The organism is Candidatus Symbiopectobacterium sp. NZEC127, assembly GCF_025962675.1.
GTDB lineage: Bacteria > Pseudomonadota > Gammaproteobacteria > Enterobacterales > Enterobacteriaceae > Symbiopectobacterium.
Genome location: NZ_JAGFPG010000010.1, coordinates 1 through 22,588 on the forward strand (window position 1 = coordinate 1; position 22,588 = coordinate 22,588).

Here is a 22,588-nt window from a genome sequence, read left to right on the forward strand (position 1 = left end):
GAGCGGTAGTTCAGTCGGTTAGAATACCTGCCTGTCACGCAGGGGGTCGCGGGTTCGAGTCCCGTCCGTTCCGCCACTAAAAAGAAAAGCCCTGAGCATTTGCTCAGGGCTTTTTACTGTGTGCTATAGTCTGCTCACTCTGTAAAGATCTGTTATGCAGTGCAAGTCTTGCCGAATATCCCTGTCACTCAGGACGTTCTTTGCTTAAAGTAATAGCGTGTAGCACTGAAGAGACAAGCAGGTTCGTTGTGCGAAAGAAAACCTATGCGGTGAGGTACAGTGCGGGGCAACCCGTAGAGAGAATTTTTTCCTCTGGTGTACAGTATCCTGTTATGCAGGCACTGCCAGAGGCGCCGCTGCTTGAAAAAAACGACGTACTGCGTGTGTTGGTGTGGAATATCTATAAACAGCAGCGTCTGCATTGGCTTTCGGTATTACAAAACTTTGGTAAAGATGCACATCTCGTTTTACTGCAAGAGGCGCAAAGTACGCCTGAGCTGATTCGCTTTGCAACGGCGAACTACGTTGCGACCGATCAGGTTCCCGCCATTATTCTCCCCCAACACCCTTCTGGTGTGATGACGCTCTCCGCGGCTCAACCGTTATATTGCTGCCCTCTGAGAGAGAAAGAGCCCCTGCTGCGCCTGTCTAAATCGGCGCTGATAACGGTTTATGCATTGCAGAGCACTCAGCAACTGATGGTGATTAATATCCACGCCATTAATTTCAGCATCGGTGTTGAAGTGTATGGCAAGCAGCTGGATGCGATTGGTGAGCAGGTTAAACGTCATACCGGGCCAGTGATCATGGCGGGAGATTTTAATGCCTGGAGCCGGCAGCGTATCAATGCGCTTTATCAATTTGCCAGTGAGATTGCCTTGCGTGAGGTTCGCTTTGTTGACGACCAGCGGCGTCGAACGTTCGGCCGCCCGTTAGATTTTGTTTTTTACCGTGGTTTGCACGTCATGCAATCTTCCGTTCTGGTTACTCAGGCTTCTGACCATAATCCATTATTGGTTGAATTTCAGTTGCCAGCATGACGATAAAACAGCATACGAAAAAAAAAGCCACGGTCGTTATCAACAATCGTGGCTTTTTTATAGGCTATGCAGTACTTAAGAGTCTGGCGCTGTTGCCGTATTCACGAACAACGTTAACCGATCTCCAGGCTGAATATTCGCCTTTTTATTGATGACTGAATTCCACCGCATGACATCTGCGATATCTACCCCGTGACGTTTGGCGATACTCGCAAGAGAGTCTCCTTTACGCACCTGATAGGTAATGGAATTACTGTTACCCTTCTTACTGCCCGCAGCGGTTTGTGCTACCTGAAGCGATTGACCAATCTTCAGCGCGTTAGCGCTGGACAGATTGTTCCACTTACGCAGATCCTGCGCACTGACCTTCAGTTTCGCCGCAATACCTGACAACGTGTCGCCTGAACGAACCTTGTATTCCGTAGTTGCGGATAGCTGCGCCAGTTTAGTGGGTTGTACAGCGGCGATATCGCCATCTGCCAACGAATCCTTCAACTGCTCAACGTGTGCCTTAGGCACCATTATGTAATGTGGCCCGTTCGGAGCGGTCACGTCACGTTTGTAGCCTGTGTTGTAGCTCTTCAGTTTTGTTAGCGACAAGCCTGCCATTTCAGCCGCTTGCGTCAACTCCATCTGTTGACCCAGGTCTACCTGCGCCAGTGCCCGACTTTCGTTGGGCTTGGGTAACTCAATGCCGTATTTTTTGCTATTCTTAAGAATATCGCTTAAGGCTAGCATTTTGGGGACATAAAGTGACGTTTCACGTGGTAACGCCAATGCCCAGTAACTCGTTGACCTGCCTTTTGCCTTATTTGCTTTTACCGCTTGCAAGACACGTCCTTCACCGCTGTTATAAGCGGCGATGGTAAGTAGCCAGTCACCATCAAACATCGTGTTGAGGCGCTGCATCATGTCTAAGGCAGCCGTCGTTGATGCAACAACATCGCGACGACCATCATACCACTGGTTCTGTTTCAAACCGTAGTTACGCCCAGTGCCTGGCACAATCTGCCAGAGCCCTGCGGCATTGGCGGATGATGTGGCCTTGGGATCAAAAGCGCTCTCCACTATGGGTAGCAGTACCAGTTCCATCGGCATTTTGCGCTGCTTAATCTGCTCGACTATCCAGTACATGTACGGCTCTGCCCGTAATGTTACATCGTGGAGATAGCTCTTATTTTTTAAGTATCGTGTTTTTTGCTCGCGGATCCGGACATTATCCGGAACCTCCATCTTCAGCTCGTCGCTAATGAAGTTCCACAGGTCGCGCTGCGCTAGGCCATTATTATCCAACCAGCGCGCGGATGTCTCTCGACTTCCTGTGTACTTTCCTGCTTCACCTTGACCTGCTGAAGACAGACTCTGCCCATGTTGTTTCGGTTGTGAGGTGTCCTGGTAGACCCCTTGGCAACCTGCCAACAAGACTGAGGCGATAATAATCGCTTGAGCCTTCATATGTGTGTCAATAGTTTGCTTAAAAGACGAGCAATAATACTTTGATTAGCCGATCAGCACAACAAAAACCTTCAGAAGCAATCTTTCTTACCACGTAATTGGGCGAAAACTTGCCAATCCGCTATGTTACCGGGTTTTATTTTTAATTTTTCTTTTAAATCAATGTCATGGCATCTAAGGAAAAGGTTGATTTTTCGTTCAAGACCCAGGGTGGTTGGCAACGATGATTGAGATTTATCGCGTAATAGCCTGATTTCAGAAAGGTAAGCGGTAATATTGCACTCTTCAGGCCAGATAGTGTGAGCAAACTCAAGATTTGACAGCGTGTACTCGTGCGCGCAGCAAATGCGTGTGTCATCGGGTAATTTTGATATTTTTTCTATAGATTCATGCATTTGTTTTGGTGTCCCTTCAAAAATTCGTCCGCATCCAGCAGAAAACAGCGTATCTCCGCAGAACAAATACGGCGCGGAGTAGTACGAAATATGACCTAAAGTGTGACCCGGCACAGAAAACACGGAGAAATCCGAATTGAGTAACTGAATGTGATCTCCGTCGCGCAAAATGCGTGTTGCACCACGCTGCGCCGTCTCCTCGGGTCCATAAACCGGCAAGTCAGGATAAGCCTTCAGAATTTCAGGAACCCCCGCCACATGGTCACTATGATGGTGGGTGAGCAAGACCGCTACCGGTGTGAGTTGGTGTTTACCTAGCGCTTGTAATACTGGTTCCGCTTCACCGGGATCGACAATCACACAACGGTGCTGTGTGTCATGTAATAGCCAAATGTAGTTGTCTGAAAGTGCTGCAATACTGATAAGATTCATGCGATACCCCATTTATTACCTGGTCTGAGATAGCTATTGGGTCTGAGGGAGAATACTAAGATATGAAGCCAGCGCATACGCCCCAGGCTTACTCTACGCCAACGTGTTGGGAGGATATCCCTTGGGGCACACATTACCAGCAGACGCTTGAACATGCACTGGCTGCATGGTGGCCGCGTGTGTTCGGCTTCCACTTACTGAAAGTCGGCGCGCTCAGCAACGCTATCGCGACGGACACGTGTGCCATTTCTCATCAGGTCAACATCAACCCGTATGCGGCTGATGATGTGCATGTCTTGGCCGATCCTTATCAACTGCCCTTTTCTGAGAAGTCTATAGATGCCTGTTTGCTGGCGCATACGCTCTCTTATTCGTCGGACCCACATCGTATTTTGCGCGAAGTGGATCGGGTACTGATCAATGACGGATGGCTATTGCTGAGTGGTTTTAATCCTATAAGCCTGCTCGGGGCTGGGAAGCTGACGCCCGGTCTTCGTCAATGCCAACCCTATTGCGCACGTATGTTCACGCAGATGCGTATGATCGATTGGCTCAGCTTGCTCAATTATGAAGTGTTGTATCAGGGGACCTTCCACGTGGTGCCGTGGAAGATACCGCAGATGACAACAACATCAGCACCTCACTCTGCTCTCTTAGGCTGCCTGATGCTCCTGGTTGCGCGCAAACGTACCATTCCGCTCACCATGTCCCCTATGCGCCAGAAGTTCAATAAGGTACCGGTGCGCAGAGCGGTGGGGGCAACCAAGAGTTACCGTAAAGGATACAAGCCATTCTGAGCCGATTATTCCGGATGATACCCGGTATCGTCCTGCGTCGGGTGTGAGGCCGCCTGGCGTGCCAGTTCATCGCATTTCTCGTTCTCTGGATGACCCGCGTGACCTTTAACCCACTCCCAACGCATCGTATGCCGCTGAATAGCGGCATCCAGTCGCTGCCAGAGATCGATATTCTTGACCGGTTTTTTGTCAGCAGTTTTCCAGCCTTTAAGTTTCCAATTGTGGATCCAGCGCGTGATACCCTGCCGCACATATTGGCTATCGGTACTCAGTACCACCGTACATGGGGTCGTCAATGCTTCCAGCGCGGCAATCGCCGCCATTAATTCCATGCGGTTATTGGTCGTCAGATGATAACCTGCACTCATGGTTTTTTCGTGCTGCTTGTAGCGCAGCACAACACCATAACCACCCGGGCCGGGATTTCCCAGACAAGAACCATCGGTGAAAATTTCTACCTGCTTTGTCATCTCTGGTAGACTCTGCCTTAATCATAAAAACCGTAAGTCTGACATAAAACGAAAGCGATGAGCACTGCAATTACACGACAGATCGTTCTGGATACCGAAACCACGGGGATGAACAGGCTCGGTGTTCATTATGAAGGCCATAAAATCATTGAGATCGGTGCGGTGGAGGTCATCAATCGCCGCCTGACGGGGCGCCATTATCATGTGTATATCAAGCCTGATAGATTGGTTGACCCGGAAGCCTTCATGGTCCACGGCATCAGCGATGAATTTTTACAAGATAAACCCGCCTACGCTGAGGTAGCCGAGGAGTTTATTGAGTTCATTCGCGGTGCGGAGCTGGTTATTCATAATGCCGCGTTTGATATCGGCTTTATGGACTATGAATTCCGGATGCTGAATCGGGATATCCCGAAGACAGAGACCTTTTGCAAGATCACCGATAGCCTTATGGTCGCGCGTAAGCTGTTTCCTGGTAAAAGGAACAGCCTGGACGCACTGTGCGACCGTTATCAGATAGATAACAGCAAACGAACGCTGCACGGGGCGTTACTCGACGCCGAAATCCTGGCAGATGTCTATCTGGCCATGACGGGGGGACAAACCTCTTTGGCGTTTGCCATGGAGAGTGAGAACCAGCAAGTGAGTGCAGAAAGTGAGAGCGTGCAGCGAATTACGCGGCAGGCGTCTGCTTTGCCCATCGTTTATGCCAGCGCGGAAGAGCTGGCCGCGCATGAAACGCGCCTCGATCTGATTGCCAAAAAGGGGGGCAGTTGCCTGTGGCGCCAGTAATCACCACCCGATTGATGATGATTGCAGCATGACGCTGTAATTATAAACAAACAGTATGAATTGATTATAAAAAGCATTGACGCCATACTCAGATCACCTTAGTATTCATCCCGCTCGCAAGGGCATGTTAATGGGGAGCGGTAGTTCAGTCGGTTAGAATACCTGCCTGTCACGCAGGGGGTCGCGGGTTCGAGTCCCGTCCGTTCCGCCAATAACTAAAGAATGCTGATATAAGTTCGCTTATATCAGCATTTTTTTTTGCTTTTTCGATGGTTGATGAATTTATCAACAGCAAAGAAAACGAAATTGTGTAGTAATTCCTGTGCTGAAAATGCTAAGTATTAACCTTGTAGCACGCTTTTGAAGCTGGTTAGATGAAATCCGGTCATAAAATTACGTAAGTGAATCGGTCCGCTTGCTGTGTTAGATATTATCGGTTATAGGAATTTTGATCAGATAATTCATATTTTATTTTCTTGGTTTGAGCCATACCACCTTTACTGAAGGTAATGTGTATTACCCTCTGTCTGCGTTTGTTATTACTTTTGAATACTAATAAATTCACAATAAAACAATGTACTGTCTCTGTGAAAGTGACCTGATATCACATGGGCTGCATGTGTGCGTGAGGTTAGCAATCTCATTTTTAAGGCTGTGTCGCTTATTTTAATTGATTGTTTCATTGTGAATGTCGATATTTTATTTTTTTTATCTTTGAATGTTTGGCGCAAAATGCTAAATGTTGATTTATCATTCTTTTTTTTGATGGCTCGATGTAGATATGCCGTTTTTTTAATGTTCTTATGAATGAACATCTGTCCAATTTATTTAGGTTAGTTATTCTTAAGGCGTGTTTAAAGAAAGGTTATATTCGCTGATGTTTATTTTAAGGGGTGGGGTTAATAAGTAAGAAAATTCTTATTATTTTTTTAATTTTGCTAGTGTTTTGTTAATTGATAGGTTTTAACAATCGTTATTGTGTTTTTTTTTGACAATATAACCATTGTTAATGGCGAAAAAGAGATGCTATAAAATCCCCGCAAAATAATGAGTGTGAATATTACCAAGTCGAAAGTGAGATGCTAAGACATGGTGAAATAATAGCATTAATAAATGGAGATAATTGGATATGTATTCTTTAGTACGCTATGTTCAGGGGAAGTCAATCTCGAGTTATGTATATTTCACTGAGGTAATGCATAATTTTAAAAATAATCAGCGCGGGGTAACCGCTGTTGAGTATGCTATTGTGGCAGCGGGCGTTGCTGCGGTGGTCACAGTTATTTTTGGTGAAAAAGGGCCTGTTAGAGAGATGTTGGCTGGCATTTTCACTAAGATCAAAACTACAGTGGAGAACTCTGTTAAATAGAGGCTATTAACTATTCTCTGGAAATTTATAGCGATACGTGAGCCTGAAAATAGGTGCTTTATACCTTCATGCGTGTATAGAGCGCCTATTTCGAACGCCTTTATTGAGTTCATGCGGTAGCTATATATTAGCGAAAAGAGTTTTTATAATGGGTGTTATACCTGATGATTATTTTATAACAACAGCAAGAGCGGATTAGCGTTGAAATGAAAAAGAGCGCACTGATTATTTACATGTTAATGATCCTGACTGGCGGTATAGGTATTTTATTCTATATAAAATCCGCACATACGCCAGCACCAGGAGCGAGTGAAATGCAGGCGCATTCTTTAACAGAAACCATTATCGTGGCCGTCGCCCAGCGCGATCTGGCTGCCAACAGTATTCTGAAGAAAGATGATTTTCAATTGAAAAATATATCTGTATCACCTGAAAGCACAGAGATGCAGTTCAATATAATGGAAAATGACCTGACGCATTGGGCACTTAAAAGTGCGGTAGCCAAAGACAGTTATCTTCAGCCAACCGCGTTGGTTGAACCCGGAAGCGATGATTATATTGCCATGTTTATCACACCAGGAAATGTGCTTTATCCTTTTGAGTTAGATGCTTCTGATAATTATCTGCTAAACAATGTAAAGTCAGGTGCCAGTGTGGATATCTATCTCGCATATGGGCTCCGCCAAGACGATAACGGAAGTGAGGACATCATCTCTCCCGCAAAATCTATTCGTGATACACGGCTTAAACCCCTTATGGTCAACAGGCGTGTATTGGCAATCCGTCGGGTAAACCGGGATGAAAAAGAGAAGGCTCAAGAAAGCAGAAGTCAACTGCTGGTGGAACTGAGAGATGCAGAGCTCAAGCTGCTGAAAGGATTAGAAGGAAACGCCAGGGTACTGCTATTTCCCTCAATCAGAGGCCCTATTGACTTGCGTTCAAGAGGCAGTGAAACGCTATCCGGCAAAGAGGCGACATGGCCAGTCAGCAGCGCGCCCCTGTTTGATGAACCCCGCTCGCGGCCCACACATGAGTGGCGCGGTTAACAGGTCTTGTCTATTAGGGCTGATAGGGAAATTTTAACAGAGGAAAAAAGTTTGATTATGAAGCGCTTCTCATTTCACGTTAGCCTGATGCTAACGCTGATTTTAGTGTATCCGTTAGCGGCAATGGCCGATCAACTCTTTTTAAAGCCAGGCCAGTCAAAAACATTACGGACCAAAGGCCGTGTTAATACGGTATTTATCTCAGATCCTACGGTAGCGGACTATAAAGTATTGAATGAAAATACCATCGTATTGTATGCGAAAGCGCCCGGTATTTCAGAGGTCACAGCCTATGATGCTGACACAAGAATTTTGGCTGATTTACAGATAAATGTTGATTCTTTTCTCGGTGATATCAATCAGCGCATTGCGCTGGAGTTTCCCGGAAGCCAAGTAGTGGTTAAAAGCTTCATCAGTGGTGAAAATAAATCTTATATTCTGACCGGAACGGTGCCCGATGAGGAAACCCGTGGGGCAGTATATCAGCTGGTGGGCAGTGTTGTTGGAAAAGAAAGTCGAGAACTTAAGGTGAAAAATGATTCTGAGGATCAGAAAAGTTCAGAAGTTTTCTTTATGACAAAGAGAGTTTATAGCAATGTAATAAATAGATTGCAATTACCCTCATCAAATCAAGTTAATGTTAAGCTTAGCGTTGTTGAGGTAAGTAAAAAATTCACAGACACATTAGGGATTGAATGGAGTAATTTAACGCTGAGTGGGCTGATTAAAGGCAATGGCGCTGTTAATGACCCAGGGGTTTTCAGTTTGATTGGCCTCAAACATGGGTTTGATGCAGAAAATATCAGTACCACAATCAGTGCCGTTAATAATGACAGTTTGGCTAGAGTACTCGCGCAACCCAATCTCACGGTGTTGTCCGGTGAGGTAGCCAGCTTTTTAGTTGGTGGAGAAATCCCGCTTTTAGTGCAAAGCAAAGAGGGGACTACCGTACAATATAAAGAGTATGGTATTCGGTTAAATGTTGCTGCCAAAGTTGAAAAGAAACAGAAAATAAAACTGTTGATCTCGAATGAGATCAGCAGCGTTGCTGGGAGTTATGCGTACAATAATTACAATATACCTCAGATAAAAACGCGGCGTTCCAGTTCGACGATCGAACTGGCAGATGGCGATAGTTTTGTGATTGGGGGATTACTCAATGAGGAGGATGTGGAATCATTGACGAAAATCCCTTTCATTGGCGACATTCCCATTCTTGGGGCGCTGGCGCGTAAATCGCACACAGCGCGAAATAAAACAGAGTTGGTGGTTTTTGCTACTGTCGATCTTGTAAAGCCAGTATCTGCGGCATCACGGCAGAAAATTAAGTTGCCTGATTATCATCGTAGCTCTTCCGTTCAATTATTTTTTAATAGCGGAGTAGATAAAAATACCCTTGAAGGACGGCTTGCCAGTGATGCACGCAGTTTTATGGACCGCGGTGGATTTTCCAAATAGTCGCGATAAGCCAGTACACTGAACATTGGAGTTTCGCATGAAATTATTTTTTGATACCAAATCGAATAATAAGAATACAGCGGTGAAGTCGCAGAAGAAAAAATTTGCACAGCCCATTTTAATTATTTCACCAAGTCCTGATGTGATGTCTGATATTGTCAGCCAACTGCTGATGCATCATTTGGCTGATGTCATACCGCATGAAGCGGATTTTTTTACCATGAGTGATAATCCAGGTGCCAGCGATGCCATCGCGGTCATTGTTGATATTAATGATGTGGATAATGTTGAACTTATTATGCAGATGGTTGCGCTACTCATCCCGGTTTCGGCAAAACCGATTCTCGTGGGTAATAATGACTCAATCCGCTTTGCTCATGCGTTGATGATAGCAGGCGCTAACTATTTACATATTGGCTCGCAGTTACCGCAACTGCCCGATCTGATTCGTGACCCTATTCCGGCTGCACATAACCGAGCAACAATGAAAATCAGCATTCTGGGATGCAAGGGAGGGGCAGGAGCATCCACCGTGGCGCATCAGCTTTTTAAGGCTGCGGGAATGCTGACCTCAATACCCATGCTGTTGGTGCAGGGTTGCAGTGGCAGCCGGGATTTGGATTTATTGTTAGCTAAAGCGTTACCCAGCGACGGCAGCATTGCCGATCTTACCGCTCATCAGTCGGTAAAAATGGAAACGTGCGACGCTGCATGGCTGTATGAGGATACCGCGTTTAATCGTTATAACCTGGTTTTCTTTGATCATGGAATTCACACACACGTCGAACAGCAGCTGGAACAGGTATTCATGCAGTCCCATGTCATTGTGTTGGTCATTTCACGGGCGTTAGCCTCATTGCGTGTGGCGAAAAATATACTTGAAGAACATAAACGTTTCTTGTTGGCAAACCCACTGAAAGAAGTACGTATTTTGCTGTGTTTAAACGAGAGTCATCCCAAAAATACGGATGAACTTGTTAACGCTGATATTGAAGAGTATCTCGGGCTCGATATTTTTAGCGTAAATGCCTACAACGTTCACCATAATCCACTCTCCTCAGAGAGTGCGCTCTATCGACTTGCTGCTCACCTGTTAGGCAAATCATTGGGCCCTCCGTCCTCCCGTAAAACCCTGTTTACTCTACCGACTTTTCTTCGCCCCGCGCGTCAAAATGCGGCCGTGTGATTTTTGGTCTGTTTGATATCAGGGAGGTGGGAAATGGAACAGGTGATAGGGGGAAACGGCGATGAATCTTGAAACTGAAATGAACAGCACGCTGCTCTATTTTCGCGAGCAGGTGCTCAAAAATATCGATTTAGAACGCATTGATGAGTTGAAGAATCAGCGCGATGCGCTGCTGCGAGAAGTTAACGACGCCATTCAACGCGTGATGAATAGCACAGGACAATATCTTTCAAGCCGGGTTTGCAACTGCTTAAGCGAGCTTATTGCCGATGAGATTACGGGGTATGGGCCGCTGCGTGAGTTGATGGAGGATGAAAGTGTCAGCGACATTCTGGTCAATGGGCCCGAACGTATTTTTGTGGAGCGCGCGGGGAAATTGGAATTAGTCGATAAGCGTTTTATCAGCAACGAGCAGTTGATTGATATTGCGCGCCGACTGGTTGCGCGGGTGGGGCGCCGCGTTGATGACTCGCAGCCGTTGGTCGATGCGCGCATGCCTGACGGGAGTCGCCTGAACGTGGTCATTGCGCCTGTTGCACTGGATGGGGCTTCGATCTCTATTCGTAAGTTTGGCTCCGGGCAGAGAACGCTGGCCAATCTGATTGAGTACGGCAGTATGAATGAAATGATGGCTAATTTCCTGGTCATCGCGAGTCGCTGTCGCGTCAACATTATTGTTTCTGGCGGGACCGGGTCAGGGAAAACAACCCTATTAAATGCCATGTCCCATTATATCGATGAAGGGGAGCGGGTACTGACACTGGAAGATGCGGCTGAGCTACGTTTACAGCAACCGCACGTTGTCAGGCTGGAAACCCGTATGGCCGGTGCTGAGAACCAAGGCCAGATTACAATGCGTCATCTCGTGGTCAATGCACTGCGTATGAGACCCGATCGCATCATTATCGGAGAGTGCCGGGGAGAAGAAGCGTTCGAAATGTTGCAGGCAATGAACACCGGCCATGATGGCTCCATGTCAACCTTGCATGCCAACTCCCCACGCGATGCCTTGGCGCGTCTGGAAAGTATGGTCATGATGTCAAGCGCGGCGCTTCCCCTTACAGCAATCCGCCGCAATATCGTATCGGCCATCCATATTGTTGTTCAGGTATCGCGTTTGCCTGATGGCTCACGAAAAGTCATCAACATTACAGAAGTGATGGGGATGGAGGGCGATAACATTATCTTGCAAGATATTTTCAGCTATTCCGCGCAGGCAGAACGCTCTGAAACGGGGGAAATTCAGGGAAGTTTTACCTCTTACGGTCTATTACAGCGCTCAGCCGTGTACCAACAGGCAATAATCCATGATATGCAAGAACCCTTGAAGCAACTGTTCGGAAATAAATTACCATGATCGTTATCTTCACAAGCATGCTCCTGCTTGGCTTGCTCCAACTCGTGCTAGGGCATCGGAAGAAAAAAAACATTCAACGATTACGTCACGTTGCTACCGTGCCGAAAACCAACAAGTTAACCCACCAACTTAAACAGCACATATTATGGCAACATCTGGTGACGCTTTTCAGTGATATTTCCCGGTATTTGCTGGGTAAAAAGTATGACCTGGCGTTAAAAAATGGTTTGATTGTCTTCGCTGTTCAAGGGGCAAGCATTTATAGTAGCCTGGAGTATTTACAACTTGATGTGCTTATTGTATCACCGCTCATGTTGTTGTTGACATTGTATATACTTTTTCAACGGAGTAAAAAAGAGGCACGAATAGCCTTTGAAACCGCATTTTCGGAAGCGTTGAATATAATTAACAGCGTTATTAGCGCTGGGAATTCAGTGATGCTCGGCATTGAACAGTGTGGTGAGAAAGTTGCAGGTATTGTTGGTGAAGAGTTTAGAAAAATATCTCAGCGCCTTGAAATCGGTGAGGATATTGAAAGTGTTTTGATGGATTCGTATCGGCGTTTACCTTATAGAGAATATTACTTTTTTATTGTCACTGTCTTGGTGAATATGAAGGGGGGAGGGCAAATCAAGGACGTTATGACGCGGTTAGCAGCCATGATCTCCAATGGAAGAATTATTGATAGAAAAAAGTTAGCCATGACATCTGAAGTAAGAATGTCTGTAAAAATATTAACAGCCATCCCGATTTTTTTCTTCTTTTTTATAAAATACAGTTCTCCAGACAGTTTTGCTATATTGCTTTATGATCCAATGGGTAAAGTCATACTTTATTATGCGATAGGTAGCATTTCCTCAGGCATTTTTATTCTTTGGTTAATGATGAATAAGCTATAGGTGAGTTATGTTTTATCTATTTTCACTGCTCATGATAGTATTGGGCCTGGGTGGACTTCTCATCCATTTTTTCAAAGACAAGAATAAAAACAGGTCATTAGGGTTGTTGAATGTACATAAGCATTCATTGAGTGAGGCTGCAAGCCAGGATGACGCATCGCATGTTGAAACGATTATGATAAAATCAAGTCGTTTAATTTCGATTGCATCATTGTTAGATAAAAATGTGCTACTAAAAATGTTAACCGTCGTTACGCTTGGCGGCATATTATTTTTACTGAGCATCAGTGGTGTGCTTCAGGTGTCGATGAATGTTTTACTCATCTGTCTTTTAATACTGAGTGTGGCAGTCATTATTTTACCTGATATGGTAAAAAAACGTATTATTGGAAAACGCTTAAAAAGCATATCAAATGATTTACCTTTTATTATTGATATGATGGCGGTTTGTATTCAGTCTGGAATGACTGTTGAAAAATCTATGCGATATATTAGTGATAACACTAAACATGTTAATAAGGATATTGCCAGAATTCTGGAACGTGTGATGCTAAAAACAGAGGTGAGTGGAATCAATGCTGCGTTGGAACAACTTTATCAAGAGATGGCCAGTAATGAAGTGAGAATGTTCTGTACTACATTGCAGCAGAGCATAAATTTTGGCTCATCCATTTATAAAGTGTTAATCGCTTTAGGCAAGGAAATGAGAGATATACAGTTACTCGATATGGAAGAAAAAGTGGCAAGCTTATCTGCCAAAATGACCATGCCGATGATTGGCTTTATTATGTTTCCATTGTTGGCAATAATTGTCGGACCAGGTTTGATAGGGATGATGGCATTATGGGGAAGTTAGTTAATATTTTATTATTACTTTCAGGGTTGTTGCTCGGCGGGTGTGTTACGAAAGCCGGAGATCACGATGCTATCGATGAGGAACAGAAGGAGTTTATTCTTACCAAGATGAATGATTTCCAAGGACTCATTAAGTTATATCGTGAAAAACTAAATCGAAAAGAGGATGCAAAAACACGGTATATTTTGGCAAATCATTACCACTCTGCCATGGATTATGAATCATCAAGGCATTATTTAGCGCCTTTGCTGGTCGATAATCCCGATGAAGATATTCTGTTGCTTGAAGGCAAGAATTTGCTGGAACAGGGACAGATCGCGCAAGCGCTTGGTTGCGTCAGGGCGGCTTTAAGTAAAAATCCTGAACACGGGGAAGCGTTAAACACACAAGGCGTGTTGCTGGCGCAGCAGGGCGATTATCTTGCTGCCAAGGCATCGTTCGATAAAGCTCGGACGCATTTTGTTGATGAAGATAAGGTCATTAACAACCTGGCGATGCTGGCCATCATGCAGGAGGATTATCCTACCGCGAGGGATTATCTGGCACCCTTATATGCGCGAGGGTATACGGGTGAAAACCTATTACATAATTTAGTGTTTGTGCTGGTGAAAATGCGGGATTTTGAGGGCGCGGAAGCGGTGCTGCATCGAGCAAAGAACGTTGATGTCAGTGATGGTTTGCTTGAATCGTTATCAAAAATCAAGCCCCGCTCTCAACTCCAGTTACAGCAACGCGAATTGCTGGCTAAGCAAGAGGTATTGATAAAAAAAGGCCAAGGTGATGAAGACGCTACGCCCGCTTTACCGTTATCGAAAGAACATAATAACGAGATTATTGCGGTCCGGGCGGGACAACATGAAAAGTATTTCCGCATGGCAATGGCATCTCGGGAACGAATTGCAATTAAACAACTTGGTGATCGGGCACTGAACCAGGTAGTCTATGAATTACAAGGCGTGACGGCAAGTGATGACATATTACGCATAGGAAACAGCTTGATGGTAGATGGTAATGTACGGTCAATTTCAATTGCGCATAAAGATAATAACACTATTCTTGTTAAGTTCATATTAAAGAAAAAACTGGATAAGTTGAAAGTGTTCCACCTTGCGGCTGAAAAATCAGAACCGGAAAGATTGGTGTTTGATTTCTATCACGGCTAATCTTTTTGGGGCTCCTTTTATTTATTTTCTCTGAGCTGGTGTTGTTAGGCGGTTTATAATTGTATTACGTTGATTACCGTATCGCCTGTCGATTGCATACACCATACTATTCAGTGGATTATAAACGCTTCTGGCATGTTTAAGGGACAACTAAAAGTGAAAGTAGAAGGGATGCTGGCAATAGCTATCAGTGTAATATTGATATTCGTTTGTTATACAGATATTCGTTTTAGACAAATTACCAATGTGACAACATTGCTTATCTTTTTGCTTTCACTTTTATTAGCTTTTCACCATGTTGACGATCTCTCATTAATTATATTGTCGCTATTGTTTTGTGTCGGTTTTGTTTTCTCTGTAGCAGGAGTAATAGGTGCAGGTGATATTAAACTGGTATGTGCATTATCAACGGGGCTTTCAACGCCACATATAGGGGATTTTCTCTTATTGACGGGAATGGCAGGGATCCCACTCACGTTGCTTACGTGTTTATATTACCGAGTGTTCTCAAAACAGAATGTCATCACCGTACCCTACGGTGTTGCTATCTGCTGTGGCTATTGGCTGTTGTGGGCTGTGTAAGTAAGAAGGATTAAAAATTGAACAACAAAAGGAAATATGTGCTTTTATGGTACCGTTCGAGTACTGGAAGTGCCGCGCTTGAGTTTTCTTTGATCCTTATCCCTTTTATTATGGCACTTCTTTTTCTCGCAGAACTGTGTCGGGTGGTTTATATTTCATCTGCGCTGGATTTGATTCTGGCCGAATCCAGCTATCGTACATCGCTTCGTCAGCCTGATAGTGATTACCGCGCTTATTTCAAGAAAGCCTTTAATGAGCGTTTAGATGTATGGCCGTTATTTACCCAAAAAAATACGATACGTGTATCTGCACAATATTGTAATGACATTGCTGCGTTAATTGAGAATGGCAAACATTGCTCATCTACCCATGCGGTTGGAAAACCGTTGGCGCTGTATGATGTTAACATTCATTATCAACCTCTCTTCTTTATATTTCCAACGGTGATGGTTGAACAGCGATGGAAGCGAAAGATTGCTTTTGTTCAGGAATTTCAGCGAGGAGAATTGTAATATGTCTTCGCGTTACAGAAAAAGAAAATTGCTGTTTGGGATAGAAAGTGAGAAAGGAAGTGTAGTGATTGAGTTTATTTTCTATTTTTTTTCTATTATGCTGCTTTGTTTTTTATTAATTGATTACAGTCGATATTTTTTAAACAAAGGATATATGGAACGTGTCAGTCAGTCTCTTGCCAGTGTGTTGCGTGAGCGCACAGCACTTTATCAAGGAAAAGAAGTTTTGACACAGGATGATGTCGATCAGTTAGATATGTTGGCGGCGATGCTCTTGGCTGAAACTCACATCGGAAAAAAGTACAATCTCTACGTGGATGCAATCTATTTCGATGATGCTGCCAAATCAGAGAAAAAATTAAAAGGAAGCCCGATAGCGTTTACTGTTGATAATGTTAAGGATGACTATTGTCCAAAGTCTGACTTTGCCAAGGATTTTACTAAACGAATTCCGCTTTCCCCTTTTTCTCATGCTGATACTGCATCAGTGCAGGGGGGGCGTTGGCTACCTGTTTATCAAGTCACCCTCTGTACTCAAGGTCAGTATAGTTTATTAATAAGAATGTTAAATGCTATTGGACTATCTATTGGAAATATCTCGGTTAGTAATGCGGTAATTCCTCGGTGAGTTTTTTGGCGTTCGATAATCATCTCAGGGAGAGTCATGAAGATAAAACATGCTGTTGATTTCTTTCTCTTGGTATTCCGCAGAGAGTCTGGGGCAACGACATTGTTGTTTGCTATTATGTTTCCAATGCTGCTGATGTTTTTTTCTTTAGCACTTGATGGAGCTCATTTTCAGGCAAACCGCGCCCGATTGGCTGATGCGATGAATCAGGGGGTGTTAGCCATTGCGATAAACGATCGCTGCGATTACGTTGCTGATAAAGAATGTGGTATCAAGCATGGCAACAAGGAGGCGAATGAAAAGCTTCTGAGCCGCTATCTGAATTATTATCTGCCCAACGTAGCCTTTAATGATAACGATCTGGACGTTATGGTCAGTTTAAACCGTGATAATGCAAAAAAGTTAACCTCAATTGATTATAATGCATCAGGGATCGCAATATTACATCCTATTTTCAAGAAATATAACGAGGTGGGATTTAGCGATAATGTCCTTATTCGTGCTGACAGTTCTGCCGGTACAGTCAGAAAATCGATGGAACAGAAAAGTCTCCCTACGGATTTTGTTTTTGTTGTAGATATTTCTTCTTCTATGGGCGGTGAGATTAATGGGCTGAAATCTGGTATTAAATATGATATTTTAAAAGATGCAGTAGTGAATTTCTCTCAAACTATTCTTAATAGTAACGAGAAAAACACCATTGGCATTGTCCCTTTTAACATTGGCGTTCCTGTTAAATTGAGTAAAAAAAATGTTTTTGGTGGAAAAGAAACAGGCTGTTCTTTTGTTGGAAAACTTAAAAAAGAGTATGCGGAGTTTAAAAATAAAAGGGTTGATTTCGATTTTTGGTATAACAAAAACTTTGCTTTGAAAAATAAGGATATCAACCAGCAGGATGAGATCATCACCTCTTATTATAAATCAATCGTCTCACCTGGTTTGGGGCTTACTATGGCGCAAATGGTTGATGATAAAAAATGGTGTGCTGAAATTTCAAAAATGAATGGAAATTCATTTCCTTTTTATAGCTGTGATGCTGATCCTCGTGCCAATTTGCGGGCACATCCTGAAGAGTTTACTCTTCATTATCATAAGGCTGATAAATTATCCACACTGGCAAAAAATTATTTAAATGTGGTAAATGTTGAAACTATTGATTTCGATGAAACGTTGAAGGATGACTATTTGTTTTCTGAAAACTCAGTTACTACTTATACCTACTTTCCTTATCATGATAAAGATGGCATGTTTAACAATATGTGTTTTGATCATTGGCATACAATAAAGTTACCACGCGAATCTGATGTAAAGAAGATAACTGATTATGCCGAATTTTCGCGAAACAGAGAGTCTCCGACCTCATATTTGATTGAATTAACCTCGAAGGCTGATGTCATCTCTCATTTTAAAACAATGAAGATACAAGGAGGAAATACAGACAGTAGCAGTGGTTTGTTGCGATCGCTACCTGTGATTGCTAAGGGTATTAACCCTAAAAAAGTTATTATCATGGTTACTGATGGGGAAGATAGCGGTAGGCCGAAAGAATTGGCTACAGCGCTTCATAAGGAATACCATATTTGCAAACGCATAAAAGAGGGTTTGTTAAATTATAATAAAATCCATAAAACAGTGGAGGTGGATATTTTTTTTATTTCCTTGGCTAAGGACGGTCTTGATGGTAAAAATATTAAGTTTTGGAAGGAATTCTGTGTCGGCAATGATAATGCATTTGTGGTGGATAATTACTTAAGTTTGGTAAATATTTTGGCAAAAATATCCAAAAAAGAAAAAATTAATTTTATCGATAAAAGTGGTTTTAATCGATAAGTTGTTTCCATGTTTGGGGGGGGTATGAGAACAATAGTTATTGCGGATACACTCTATTATCGTTATATAGGGTTGAGCGATCTTTTTTATAAAAAATTCGATGGCAATCCTGATGTGGATGTATTCGATCACTACAACGAGAAAAAGCTAACACGTAGGGGGGAATACCGTAATGCGTTGGTTATAGGTAATCAAACCTTTCATGAGATGGAGAAAACAAATCAGTTATTACTTGCTAATAACAGCGATATCATTGTCTATCGTATCTTTTTTTCTGATGTAATTAAGCTACGGCGGTTGAAGCGACATTTGGTGCTGAGTCCTTATTGTATCGTGGTATCCTCAGATATCGCCAATCGTGATTTATTTATGCTAAGCCACTCTTGGTTGGGATCGCTAGACAAAGAGAAATGCGCCTATGTCAGGTTTAACTCACACGAGCGACAACTGTTAAAGTACTGGGAGGAGATAACGCATGGCCGTATTCCTGCCGGGCTTAAGGATATAGCCTACTCCGTTATTAGTCGTTTAAAGCGAAAAATGGATATTCGCAGTGAATACTCCCTTTATCTGCTGTGGCGGATAACGCATAGAGGGATTTTTTCTTTAAACAATTTTTCGATGGACAGTAACCGCAGCAGGGTCAGGACGCCCGTACCGCGAAAAGTATCGGCTACGCCGCCCATTCCCCACGGCTATTTTTTTCTGCGTTAACGCGGTTACGTCGTGCTGAGAGGGAGGTGGGCCCGGGATGCATTGCTTCCGGGCCGCATTTTGTCGCTTAAAAATCCCAATCGTCATCTTCGGTATTCACCGCCTTGCCGATGACGTAGGAGGAGCCCGATCCGGAGAAGAAATCGTGATTTTCATCCGCGTTGGGTGACAATGCGGAAAGAATGGCCGGATTAACATCGGTCATGTTGGCAGGGAACAGGGCTTCATAACCAAGGTTCATCAACGCTTTATTGGCGTTATAATGCAGAAACTTTTTCACATCCTCGGTCCAGCCCACACCGTCGTACAGCGCTTCTGTGTAGAGGATTTCGTTGTCATAAAGATCCTGCATTAAATCGAAGGCGTAGTCCTTTATCTGCTGTTGCCTTGCTGTGTCAACGGTGGCGAGGCTCTGTTGGAATTTATAGCCAATGTAATACCCGTGCACGGCTTCATCACGGATAATCAGACGAATCAGATCGGCGGTGTTGGTCAATTTGGCACGGCTGGACCAATACATCGGCAGATAAAAGCCGGAATAGAACAGAAAAGATTCGAGAAATACGCTGGCGACCTTTTTCATTAAGGGATCGTTGCTGCGGTATTGTTCAAGAATCAGTGTGGCTTTTTTTTGCAGTGTGGCGTTTTCTTCACTCCAGCGATAGGCATCATCCACTTCGCTGGTGAGACAGAGTGTCGAGAAAATAGAACTGTATGACCGGGCGTGCACCGCCTCCATAAAGCTGATGTTGGACAACACCGCTTCCTCATGCGGGGTGACGGCGTCTGGCATCAAGGTGGGGGCGCCCACGGTGTTTTGTATCGTGTCCAGCAACGTGAGGCCAGTAAAAACGCGAATGGTCAACTGGCGCTCTTGAGGGGTTAGCGTGCCCCAGGAGGGAATGTCGTTCGACAGCGGTACTTTCTCCGGCAGCCAGAAGTTACTGGTCAGACGATTCCATACTTCCAAATCCTTGTCGTCTTCGATTTTATTCCAGTTGATCGCTTTTACGCGTGTGAGCAGAGTCATCGTTAAATTCCTTCGAGAAACCTATCAGAGCGCACAGGAGACACAGCCTTGCACTTCGGTACCTTCCAGCGCCATCTGGCGTATGCGCACGTAATAGATGGTTTTAATGCCTTGTTTCCAGGCATAAATCTGTGCCTTGTTGATATCCCGGGTGGTGGCGGTATCGCGGAAAAACAGGGTTAACGACAGCCCTTGGTCGACGTGCTGGGTGGCGGCGGCATAGGTGTCGATGATTTTTTCCGGGCCTATTTCGTAAGCGTCCTGGTAGTAATCCAGATTGTCATTGGTCATATAGGGGGCAGGGTAGTACACGCGACCAATCTTGCCCTCTTTGCGGATCTCAATACGCGACACGATGGGATGAATGCTGGAGGTTGCATGGTTGATGTAAGAAATCGATCCGGTGGGCGGCACGGCCTGTAAATTCTGGTTATACAGCCCGTGCGCCATCACGGAATCGCGCAACTCAGCCCACGCTTGCTGGGAAGGAATGACAATCTGCGCCGCCTCGAACAGTTCACGCACGCGTTGCGTTTCCGGCTGCCAGGTACGTTCGATGTATTTGGTAAAATAGTCGCCGGACGCATAGGTCGATTGTGCAAACCCGGCAAAAGTGCGCCCACGCTCAATCGCCAGTTGGTTAGAGGCGCGCAGTGCATGATATGCCACGGTGTAGAAGTAGATGTTGGTAAAATCGATGCCTTCCGGTGAGCCATAGAAAATCCGTTCCCGCGCCAGATAACCGTGCAGGTTCATTTGTCCGAGGCCAATGGCATGAGAGTCATCATTGCCTTTGGCGATGGAGGGCACAGACCCGATGTGGCTCATGTCAGAAACCGCCGTCAAGGCGCGAATAGCGGTTTCCACCGTATTGCCGAAATCAGGTGAATCCATGGTTTTGGCGATGTTCAGCGATCCCAGATTACACGAGATATCCTTGCCGATGTGGCGATAGCCCAGGTCGTCATCGTAAAGGCTGGCTTCGTTGACCTGAAGGATCTCCGAACACAGGTTGCTCATGGTGATTCGGCCATGAATCGGGTTGGCGCGATTCACCGTATCTTCAAACATCATGTAGGGGTAGCCAGACTCAAACTGTATTTCTGCCAGAATCTGGAAAAACTCGCGCGCCTTGATTTGCGATTTACGGATGCGTTTGTCATTTACCATTTCATGGTACTTCTCGCTCACGCTGATTTCCGAGAAGGGCACGCCATACACCTGCTCCACATCGTAGGGAGAGAACAGGTACATCACCTGATTGGTTTTCGCCAATTGGAAGGTGATATCCGGGATCACTACGCCAAGAGAGAGCGTTTTGATGCGGATTTTTTCATCGGCGTTTTCACGCTTGGTGTCGAGAAAACGCAAAATGTCAGGATGGTGCGCGTTGAGGTAGACAGCGCCTGCACCTTGCCGTGCACCCAGTTGATTGGCATAGGAAAACGCATCCTCAAGCATCTTCATGATGGGGATGATTCCGGAAGACTGGTTTTCAATACGTTTGATCGGCGCGCCGGTTTCACGAATGTTGGTCAAGGTAAAGGCAACGCCACCGCCACGCTTGGAGAGCTGCAACGCCGAGTTGATGGCACGCCCAATAGATTCCATGTTGTCTTCGATACGCAACAGAAAACAGGAGACCAACTCACCGCGCTGTTTTTTACCGCAGTTGAGAAAGGTTGGCGTGGCGGGTTGAAAACGTCCGCTGATGATCTCGTCGACCAGGGCGCTTGCCAGTTGGGTATCGCCTTTGGCTAGCGCCAAGGCAACCAGACAGACCCGATCCTCATAGCGTTCCAGATAGCGTTTACCATCAAAGGTTTTCAGCGTATAGCTGGTGTAATATTTGAACGCACCGAGGAAGGTTTGGAAACGGAATTTGTGCGCATAGGCTTGCTGAAACAGGCTCTTGATAAAACTGAATTGATACTGTTCCAATACCTCAGCTTCATAGTAGCCTTCCTCCACCAGATAGCGCAGCTTCTCCTCCAGATTGTGGAAAAACACCGTGTTCTGGTTTACGTGCTGGAGGAAATAGCGTCGTGCCGCCAGCCGGTCTTTTTCAAACTGAATGTGCCCGTCAGCATCATAGAGATTCAGCATGGCATTGAGCGCATGGTAATCAAGCGCGTTATCGCTTTTTCCCTGCACGGGGGTGTTGATTACGGATGTTGTTGCCAAAATTGGGTTACTCCTTTGCGCACATTGATGACGTCTTCCGGTGTGCCGAGCAGTTCAAAGCGGTACAGGTACGGCACCTGGCATTTCTGCGCGATGATGTCACCCGCCAGACAATACGCAGTGCCGAAGTTCATATTGCCTGCGGCAATCACGCCGCGCAGACCGGCCCGGTTGTTGGCGTCGTTGAGGAAGCGAATCACCTGGTGCGGCACGGCACCTTTGCTGCTTCCTCCGCCGTAGCTGGGCACCACCAGAATGAACGGTTGTGCCACGTTGAGTACCGGCTGGTCTTCTGCTATCGGAATGCGCAGGGCGGGCAGACCCACACGAGCGATAAACCGATGCGTGTTTTCCGATTGGCTGGAAAAATAGACCAGTGGATTCATTACGCCC

General features: G+C 45.0%; 22 protein-coding genes and 1 tRNA gene. 17 read left to right on the forward strand and 6 right to left on the reverse strand.

What is annotated here, in order from left to right; all coding sequences use genetic code 11:
• The first annotated feature begins 248 nt into the window (after positions 1-248).
• Positions 249-1,040 (forward strand): endonuclease/exonuclease/phosphatase family protein, encoded by a 792-nt coding sequence (locus J5069_RS22705; RefSeq protein WP_264645969.1) that lies wholly within the window; start codon positions 249-251, stop codon positions 1,038-1,040.
• Between the two features lie 75 nt (positions 1,041-1,115).
• Here the strand turns inward: J5069_RS22705 and mltD are convergent, their stop codons facing one another.
• Together mltD and gloB are read right to left on the reverse strand one after the other, a co-directional pair.
• The gene (mltD, locus tag J5069_RS22710; RefSeq protein ID WP_264645970.1) at positions 1,116-2,495 is read right to left on the reverse strand and encodes a murein transglycosylase D; all 1,380 of its coding nucleotides are present in this window, start codon (positions 2,493-2,495) and stop codon (positions 1,116-1,118) included.
• 71 nt (positions 2,496-2,566) lie between these two features.
• On the reverse strand, positions 2,567-3,322 hold the full coding sequence (gene gloB, locus J5069_RS22715; RefSeq protein ID WP_264645971.1) for a hydroxyacylglutathione hydrolase: 756 nt from the start codon (positions 3,320-3,322) through the stop codon (positions 2,567-2,569).
• Between the two features lie 62 nt (positions 3,323-3,384).
• On the opposite strand from gloB, the gene J5069_RS22720 reads away from it, so the two are divergent.
• On the forward strand, positions 3,385-4,119 hold the full coding sequence (locus J5069_RS22720; RefSeq protein ID WP_264645972.1) for a class I SAM-dependent methyltransferase: 735 nt from the start codon (positions 3,385-3,387) through the stop codon (positions 4,117-4,119).
• 5 nt (positions 4,120-4,124) lie between these two features.
• On the opposite strand, the gene rnhA is transcribed toward J5069_RS22720, so the two are convergent.
• The gene (gene rnhA, locus J5069_RS22725; RefSeq protein ID WP_264645973.1) at positions 4,125-4,589 is read right to left on the reverse strand and encodes a ribonuclease HI; all 465 of its coding nucleotides are present in this window, start codon (positions 4,587-4,589) and stop codon (positions 4,125-4,127) included.
• 57 nt (positions 4,590-4,646) lie between these two features.
• Here rnhA and dnaQ point away from each other — a divergent pair, with 57 nt between their 5' ends.
• The 15 genes from dnaQ (at position 4,647) to J5069_RS22800 (ending at position 18,981) form a co-directional block, all read left to right on the forward strand.
• Positions 4,647-5,381: a DNA polymerase III subunit epsilon gene (dnaQ, locus tag J5069_RS22730; protein WP_264645974.1), complete on the forward strand. Its 735-nt coding sequence runs from the start codon at positions 4,647-4,649 to the stop codon at positions 5,379-5,381.
• Positions 5,382-5,515: 134 nt separating this feature from the next.
• Positions 5,516-5,592, forward strand: a tRNA-Asp gene (locus tag J5069_RS22735).
• A 918-nt stretch (positions 5,593-6,510) separates the two neighbouring features.
• On the forward strand, positions 6,511-6,750 hold the full coding sequence (locus J5069_RS22740; protein ID WP_264645975.1) for a Flp family type IVb pilin: 240 nt from the start codon (positions 6,511-6,513) through the stop codon (positions 6,748-6,750).
• Between the two features lie 206 nt (positions 6,751-6,956).
• Complete coding sequence (locus tag J5069_RS22745) at positions 6,957-7,796, forward strand: hypothetical protein (protein WP_264645976.1); 840 nt, start codon at positions 6,957-6,959, stop codon at positions 7,794-7,796.
• 57 nt (positions 7,797-7,853) lie between these two features.
• Positions 7,854-9,254: a type II and III secretion system protein family protein gene (locus J5069_RS22750; protein WP_264645977.1), complete on the forward strand. Its 1,401-nt coding sequence runs from the start codon at positions 7,854-7,856 to the stop codon at positions 9,252-9,254.
• Positions 9,255-9,291: 37 nt separating this feature from the next.
• Positions 9,292-10,440: a hypothetical protein gene (locus tag J5069_RS22755; protein ID WP_264645978.1), complete on the forward strand. Its 1,149-nt coding sequence runs from the start codon at positions 9,292-9,294 to the stop codon at positions 10,438-10,440.
• A 61-nt stretch (positions 10,441-10,501) separates the two neighbouring features.
• A complete protein-coding gene (locus J5069_RS22760) occupies positions 10,502-11,797 on the forward strand; it encodes a CpaF family protein (RefSeq protein WP_264645979.1) in 1,296 nt (431 codons plus the stop codon).
• A complete protein-coding gene (locus tag J5069_RS22765; protein ID WP_264645980.1) occupies positions 11,794-12,696 on the forward strand; it encodes a type II secretion system F family protein in 903 nt (300 codons plus the stop codon). Before J5069_RS22760 ends, J5069_RS22765 begins: the two co-directional genes overlap by 4 nt.
• Before the next feature lie 7 nt (positions 12,697-12,703).
• Positions 12,704-13,552 carry a type II secretion system F family protein gene (locus J5069_RS22770; RefSeq protein ID WP_264645981.1) on the forward strand — a complete coding sequence of 283 codons (849 nt, stop codon included), beginning with the start codon at positions 12,704-12,706 and terminating at the stop codon, positions 13,550-13,552.
• Positions 13,540-14,715: a tetratricopeptide repeat protein gene (locus J5069_RS22775; protein ID WP_264645982.1), complete on the forward strand. Its 1,176-nt coding sequence runs from the start codon at positions 13,540-13,542 to the stop codon at positions 14,713-14,715. Before J5069_RS22770 ends, J5069_RS22775 begins: the two co-directional genes overlap by 13 nt.
• Before the next feature lie 156 nt (positions 14,716-14,871).
• Positions 14,872-15,297 (forward strand): prepilin peptidase, encoded by a 426-nt coding sequence (locus J5069_RS22780; protein ID WP_264645983.1) that lies wholly within the window; start codon positions 14,872-14,874, stop codon positions 15,295-15,297.
• Between the two features lie 17 nt (positions 15,298-15,314).
• Positions 15,315-15,809, forward strand: coding sequence for a TadE/TadG family type IV pilus assembly protein (locus J5069_RS22785; protein ID WP_264628176.1), 495 nt, complete (start codon positions 15,315-15,317; stop codon positions 15,807-15,809).
• Between the two features lies 1 nt (position 15,810).
• Entirely contained in the window at positions 15,811-16,437 is a 627-nt protein-coding gene (tadF, locus tag J5069_RS22790; protein ID WP_264645984.1) for a tight adherence pilus pseudopilin TadF, read from the forward strand.
• A 36-nt stretch (positions 16,438-16,473) separates the two neighbouring features.
• Positions 16,474-18,267: a hypothetical protein gene (locus tag J5069_RS22795; protein ID WP_264645985.1), complete on the forward strand. Its 1,794-nt coding sequence runs from the start codon at positions 16,474-16,476 to the stop codon at positions 18,265-18,267.
• A 24-nt stretch (positions 18,268-18,291) separates the two neighbouring features.
• Entirely contained in the window at positions 18,292-18,981 is a 690-nt protein-coding gene (locus tag J5069_RS22800; protein WP_264645986.1) for a hypothetical protein, read from the forward strand.
• 67 nt (positions 18,982-19,048) lie between these two features.
• On the opposite strand, the gene nrdF is transcribed toward J5069_RS22800, so the two are convergent.
• Genes nrdF through nrdI form a run of 3 tightly spaced genes read right to left on the reverse strand, consistent with a single transcriptional unit; the run spans position 19,049 to position 22,581 of the window.
• Positions 19,049-20,011 carry a class 1b ribonucleoside-diphosphate reductase subunit beta gene (nrdF, locus tag J5069_RS22805; protein ID WP_264645987.1) on the reverse strand — a complete coding sequence of 321 codons (963 nt, stop codon included), beginning with the start codon at positions 20,009-20,011 and terminating at the stop codon, positions 19,049-19,051.
• A gap of 24 nt (positions 20,012-20,035) precedes the next feature.
• On the reverse strand, positions 20,036-22,177 hold the full coding sequence (gene nrdE, locus J5069_RS22810) for a class 1b ribonucleoside-diphosphate reductase subunit alpha (RefSeq protein ID WP_264646047.1): 2,142 nt from the start codon (positions 22,175-22,177) through the stop codon (positions 20,036-20,038).
• A complete protein-coding gene (nrdI, locus tag J5069_RS22815) occupies positions 22,177-22,581 on the reverse strand; it encodes a class Ib ribonucleoside-diphosphate reductase assembly flavoprotein NrdI (protein ID WP_264625785.1) in 405 nt (134 codons plus the stop codon). Before nrdI ends, nrdE begins: the two co-directional genes overlap by 1 nt.
• Positions 22,582-22,588 lie beyond the last annotated feature (7 nt).

Bases quoted from the DNA above. Each gene is read 5' to 3' on its own strand.
- mltD (WP_264645970.1), bottom strand. From the start codon at position 2,495: ATGAAGGCTCAAGCGATTATTATCGCCTCAGTCTTGTTGGCAGGTTGC.
- gloB (WP_264645971.1), bottom strand. From the start codon at position 3,322: ATGAATCTTATCAGTATTGCAGCACTTTCAGACAACTACATTTGGCTA.
- J5069_RS22720 (WP_264645972.1), top strand. From the start codon at position 3,385: ATGAAGCCAGCGCATACGCCCCAGGCTTACTCTACGCCAACGTGTTGG.
- rnhA (WP_264645973.1), bottom strand. From the start codon at position 4,589: ATGACAAAGCAGGTAGAAATTTTCACCGATGGTTCTTGTCTGGGAAAT.
- dnaQ (WP_264645974.1), top strand. From the start codon at position 4,647: ATGAGCACTGCAATTACACGACAGATCGTTCTGGATACCGAAACCACG.
- J5069_RS22740 (WP_264645975.1), top strand. From the start codon at position 6,511: ATGTATTCTTTAGTACGCTATGTTCAGGGGAAGTCAATCTCGAGTTAT.
- J5069_RS22745 (WP_264645976.1), top strand. From the start codon at position 6,957: ATGAAAAAGAGCGCACTGATTATTTACATGTTAATGATCCTGACTGGC.
- J5069_RS22750 (WP_264645977.1), top strand. From the start codon at position 7,854: ATGAAGCGCTTCTCATTTCACGTTAGCCTGATGCTAACGCTGATTTTA.
- J5069_RS22755 (WP_264645978.1), top strand. From the start codon at position 9,292: ATGAAATTATTTTTTGATACCAAATCGAATAATAAGAATACAGCGGTG.
- J5069_RS22760 (WP_264645979.1), top strand. From the start codon at position 10,502: ATGAATCTTGAAACTGAAATGAACAGCACGCTGCTCTATTTTCGCGAG.
- J5069_RS22765 (WP_264645980.1), top strand. From the start codon at position 11,794: ATGATCGTTATCTTCACAAGCATGCTCCTGCTTGGCTTGCTCCAACTC.
- J5069_RS22770 (WP_264645981.1), top strand. From the start codon at position 12,704: ATGTTTTATCTATTTTCACTGCTCATGATAGTATTGGGCCTGGGTGGA.
- J5069_RS22775 (WP_264645982.1), top strand. From the start codon at position 13,540: ATGGGGAAGTTAGTTAATATTTTATTATTACTTTCAGGGTTGTTGCTC.
- tadF (WP_264645984.1), top strand. From the start codon at position 15,811: ATGTCTTCGCGTTACAGAAAAAGAAAATTGCTGTTTGGGATAGAAAGT.
- J5069_RS22795 (WP_264645985.1), top strand. From the start codon at position 16,474: ATGAAGATAAAACATGCTGTTGATTTCTTTCTCTTGGTATTCCGCAGA.
- J5069_RS22800 (WP_264645986.1), top strand. From the start codon at position 18,292: ATGAGAACAATAGTTATTGCGGATACACTCTATTATCGTTATATAGGG.
- nrdF (WP_264645987.1), bottom strand. From the start codon at position 20,011: ATGACTCTGCTCACACGCGTAAAAGCGATCAACTGGAATAAAATCGAA.
- nrdI (WP_264625785.1), bottom strand. From the start codon at position 22,581: ATGAATCCACTGGTCTATTTTTCCAGCCAATCGGAAAACACGCATCGG.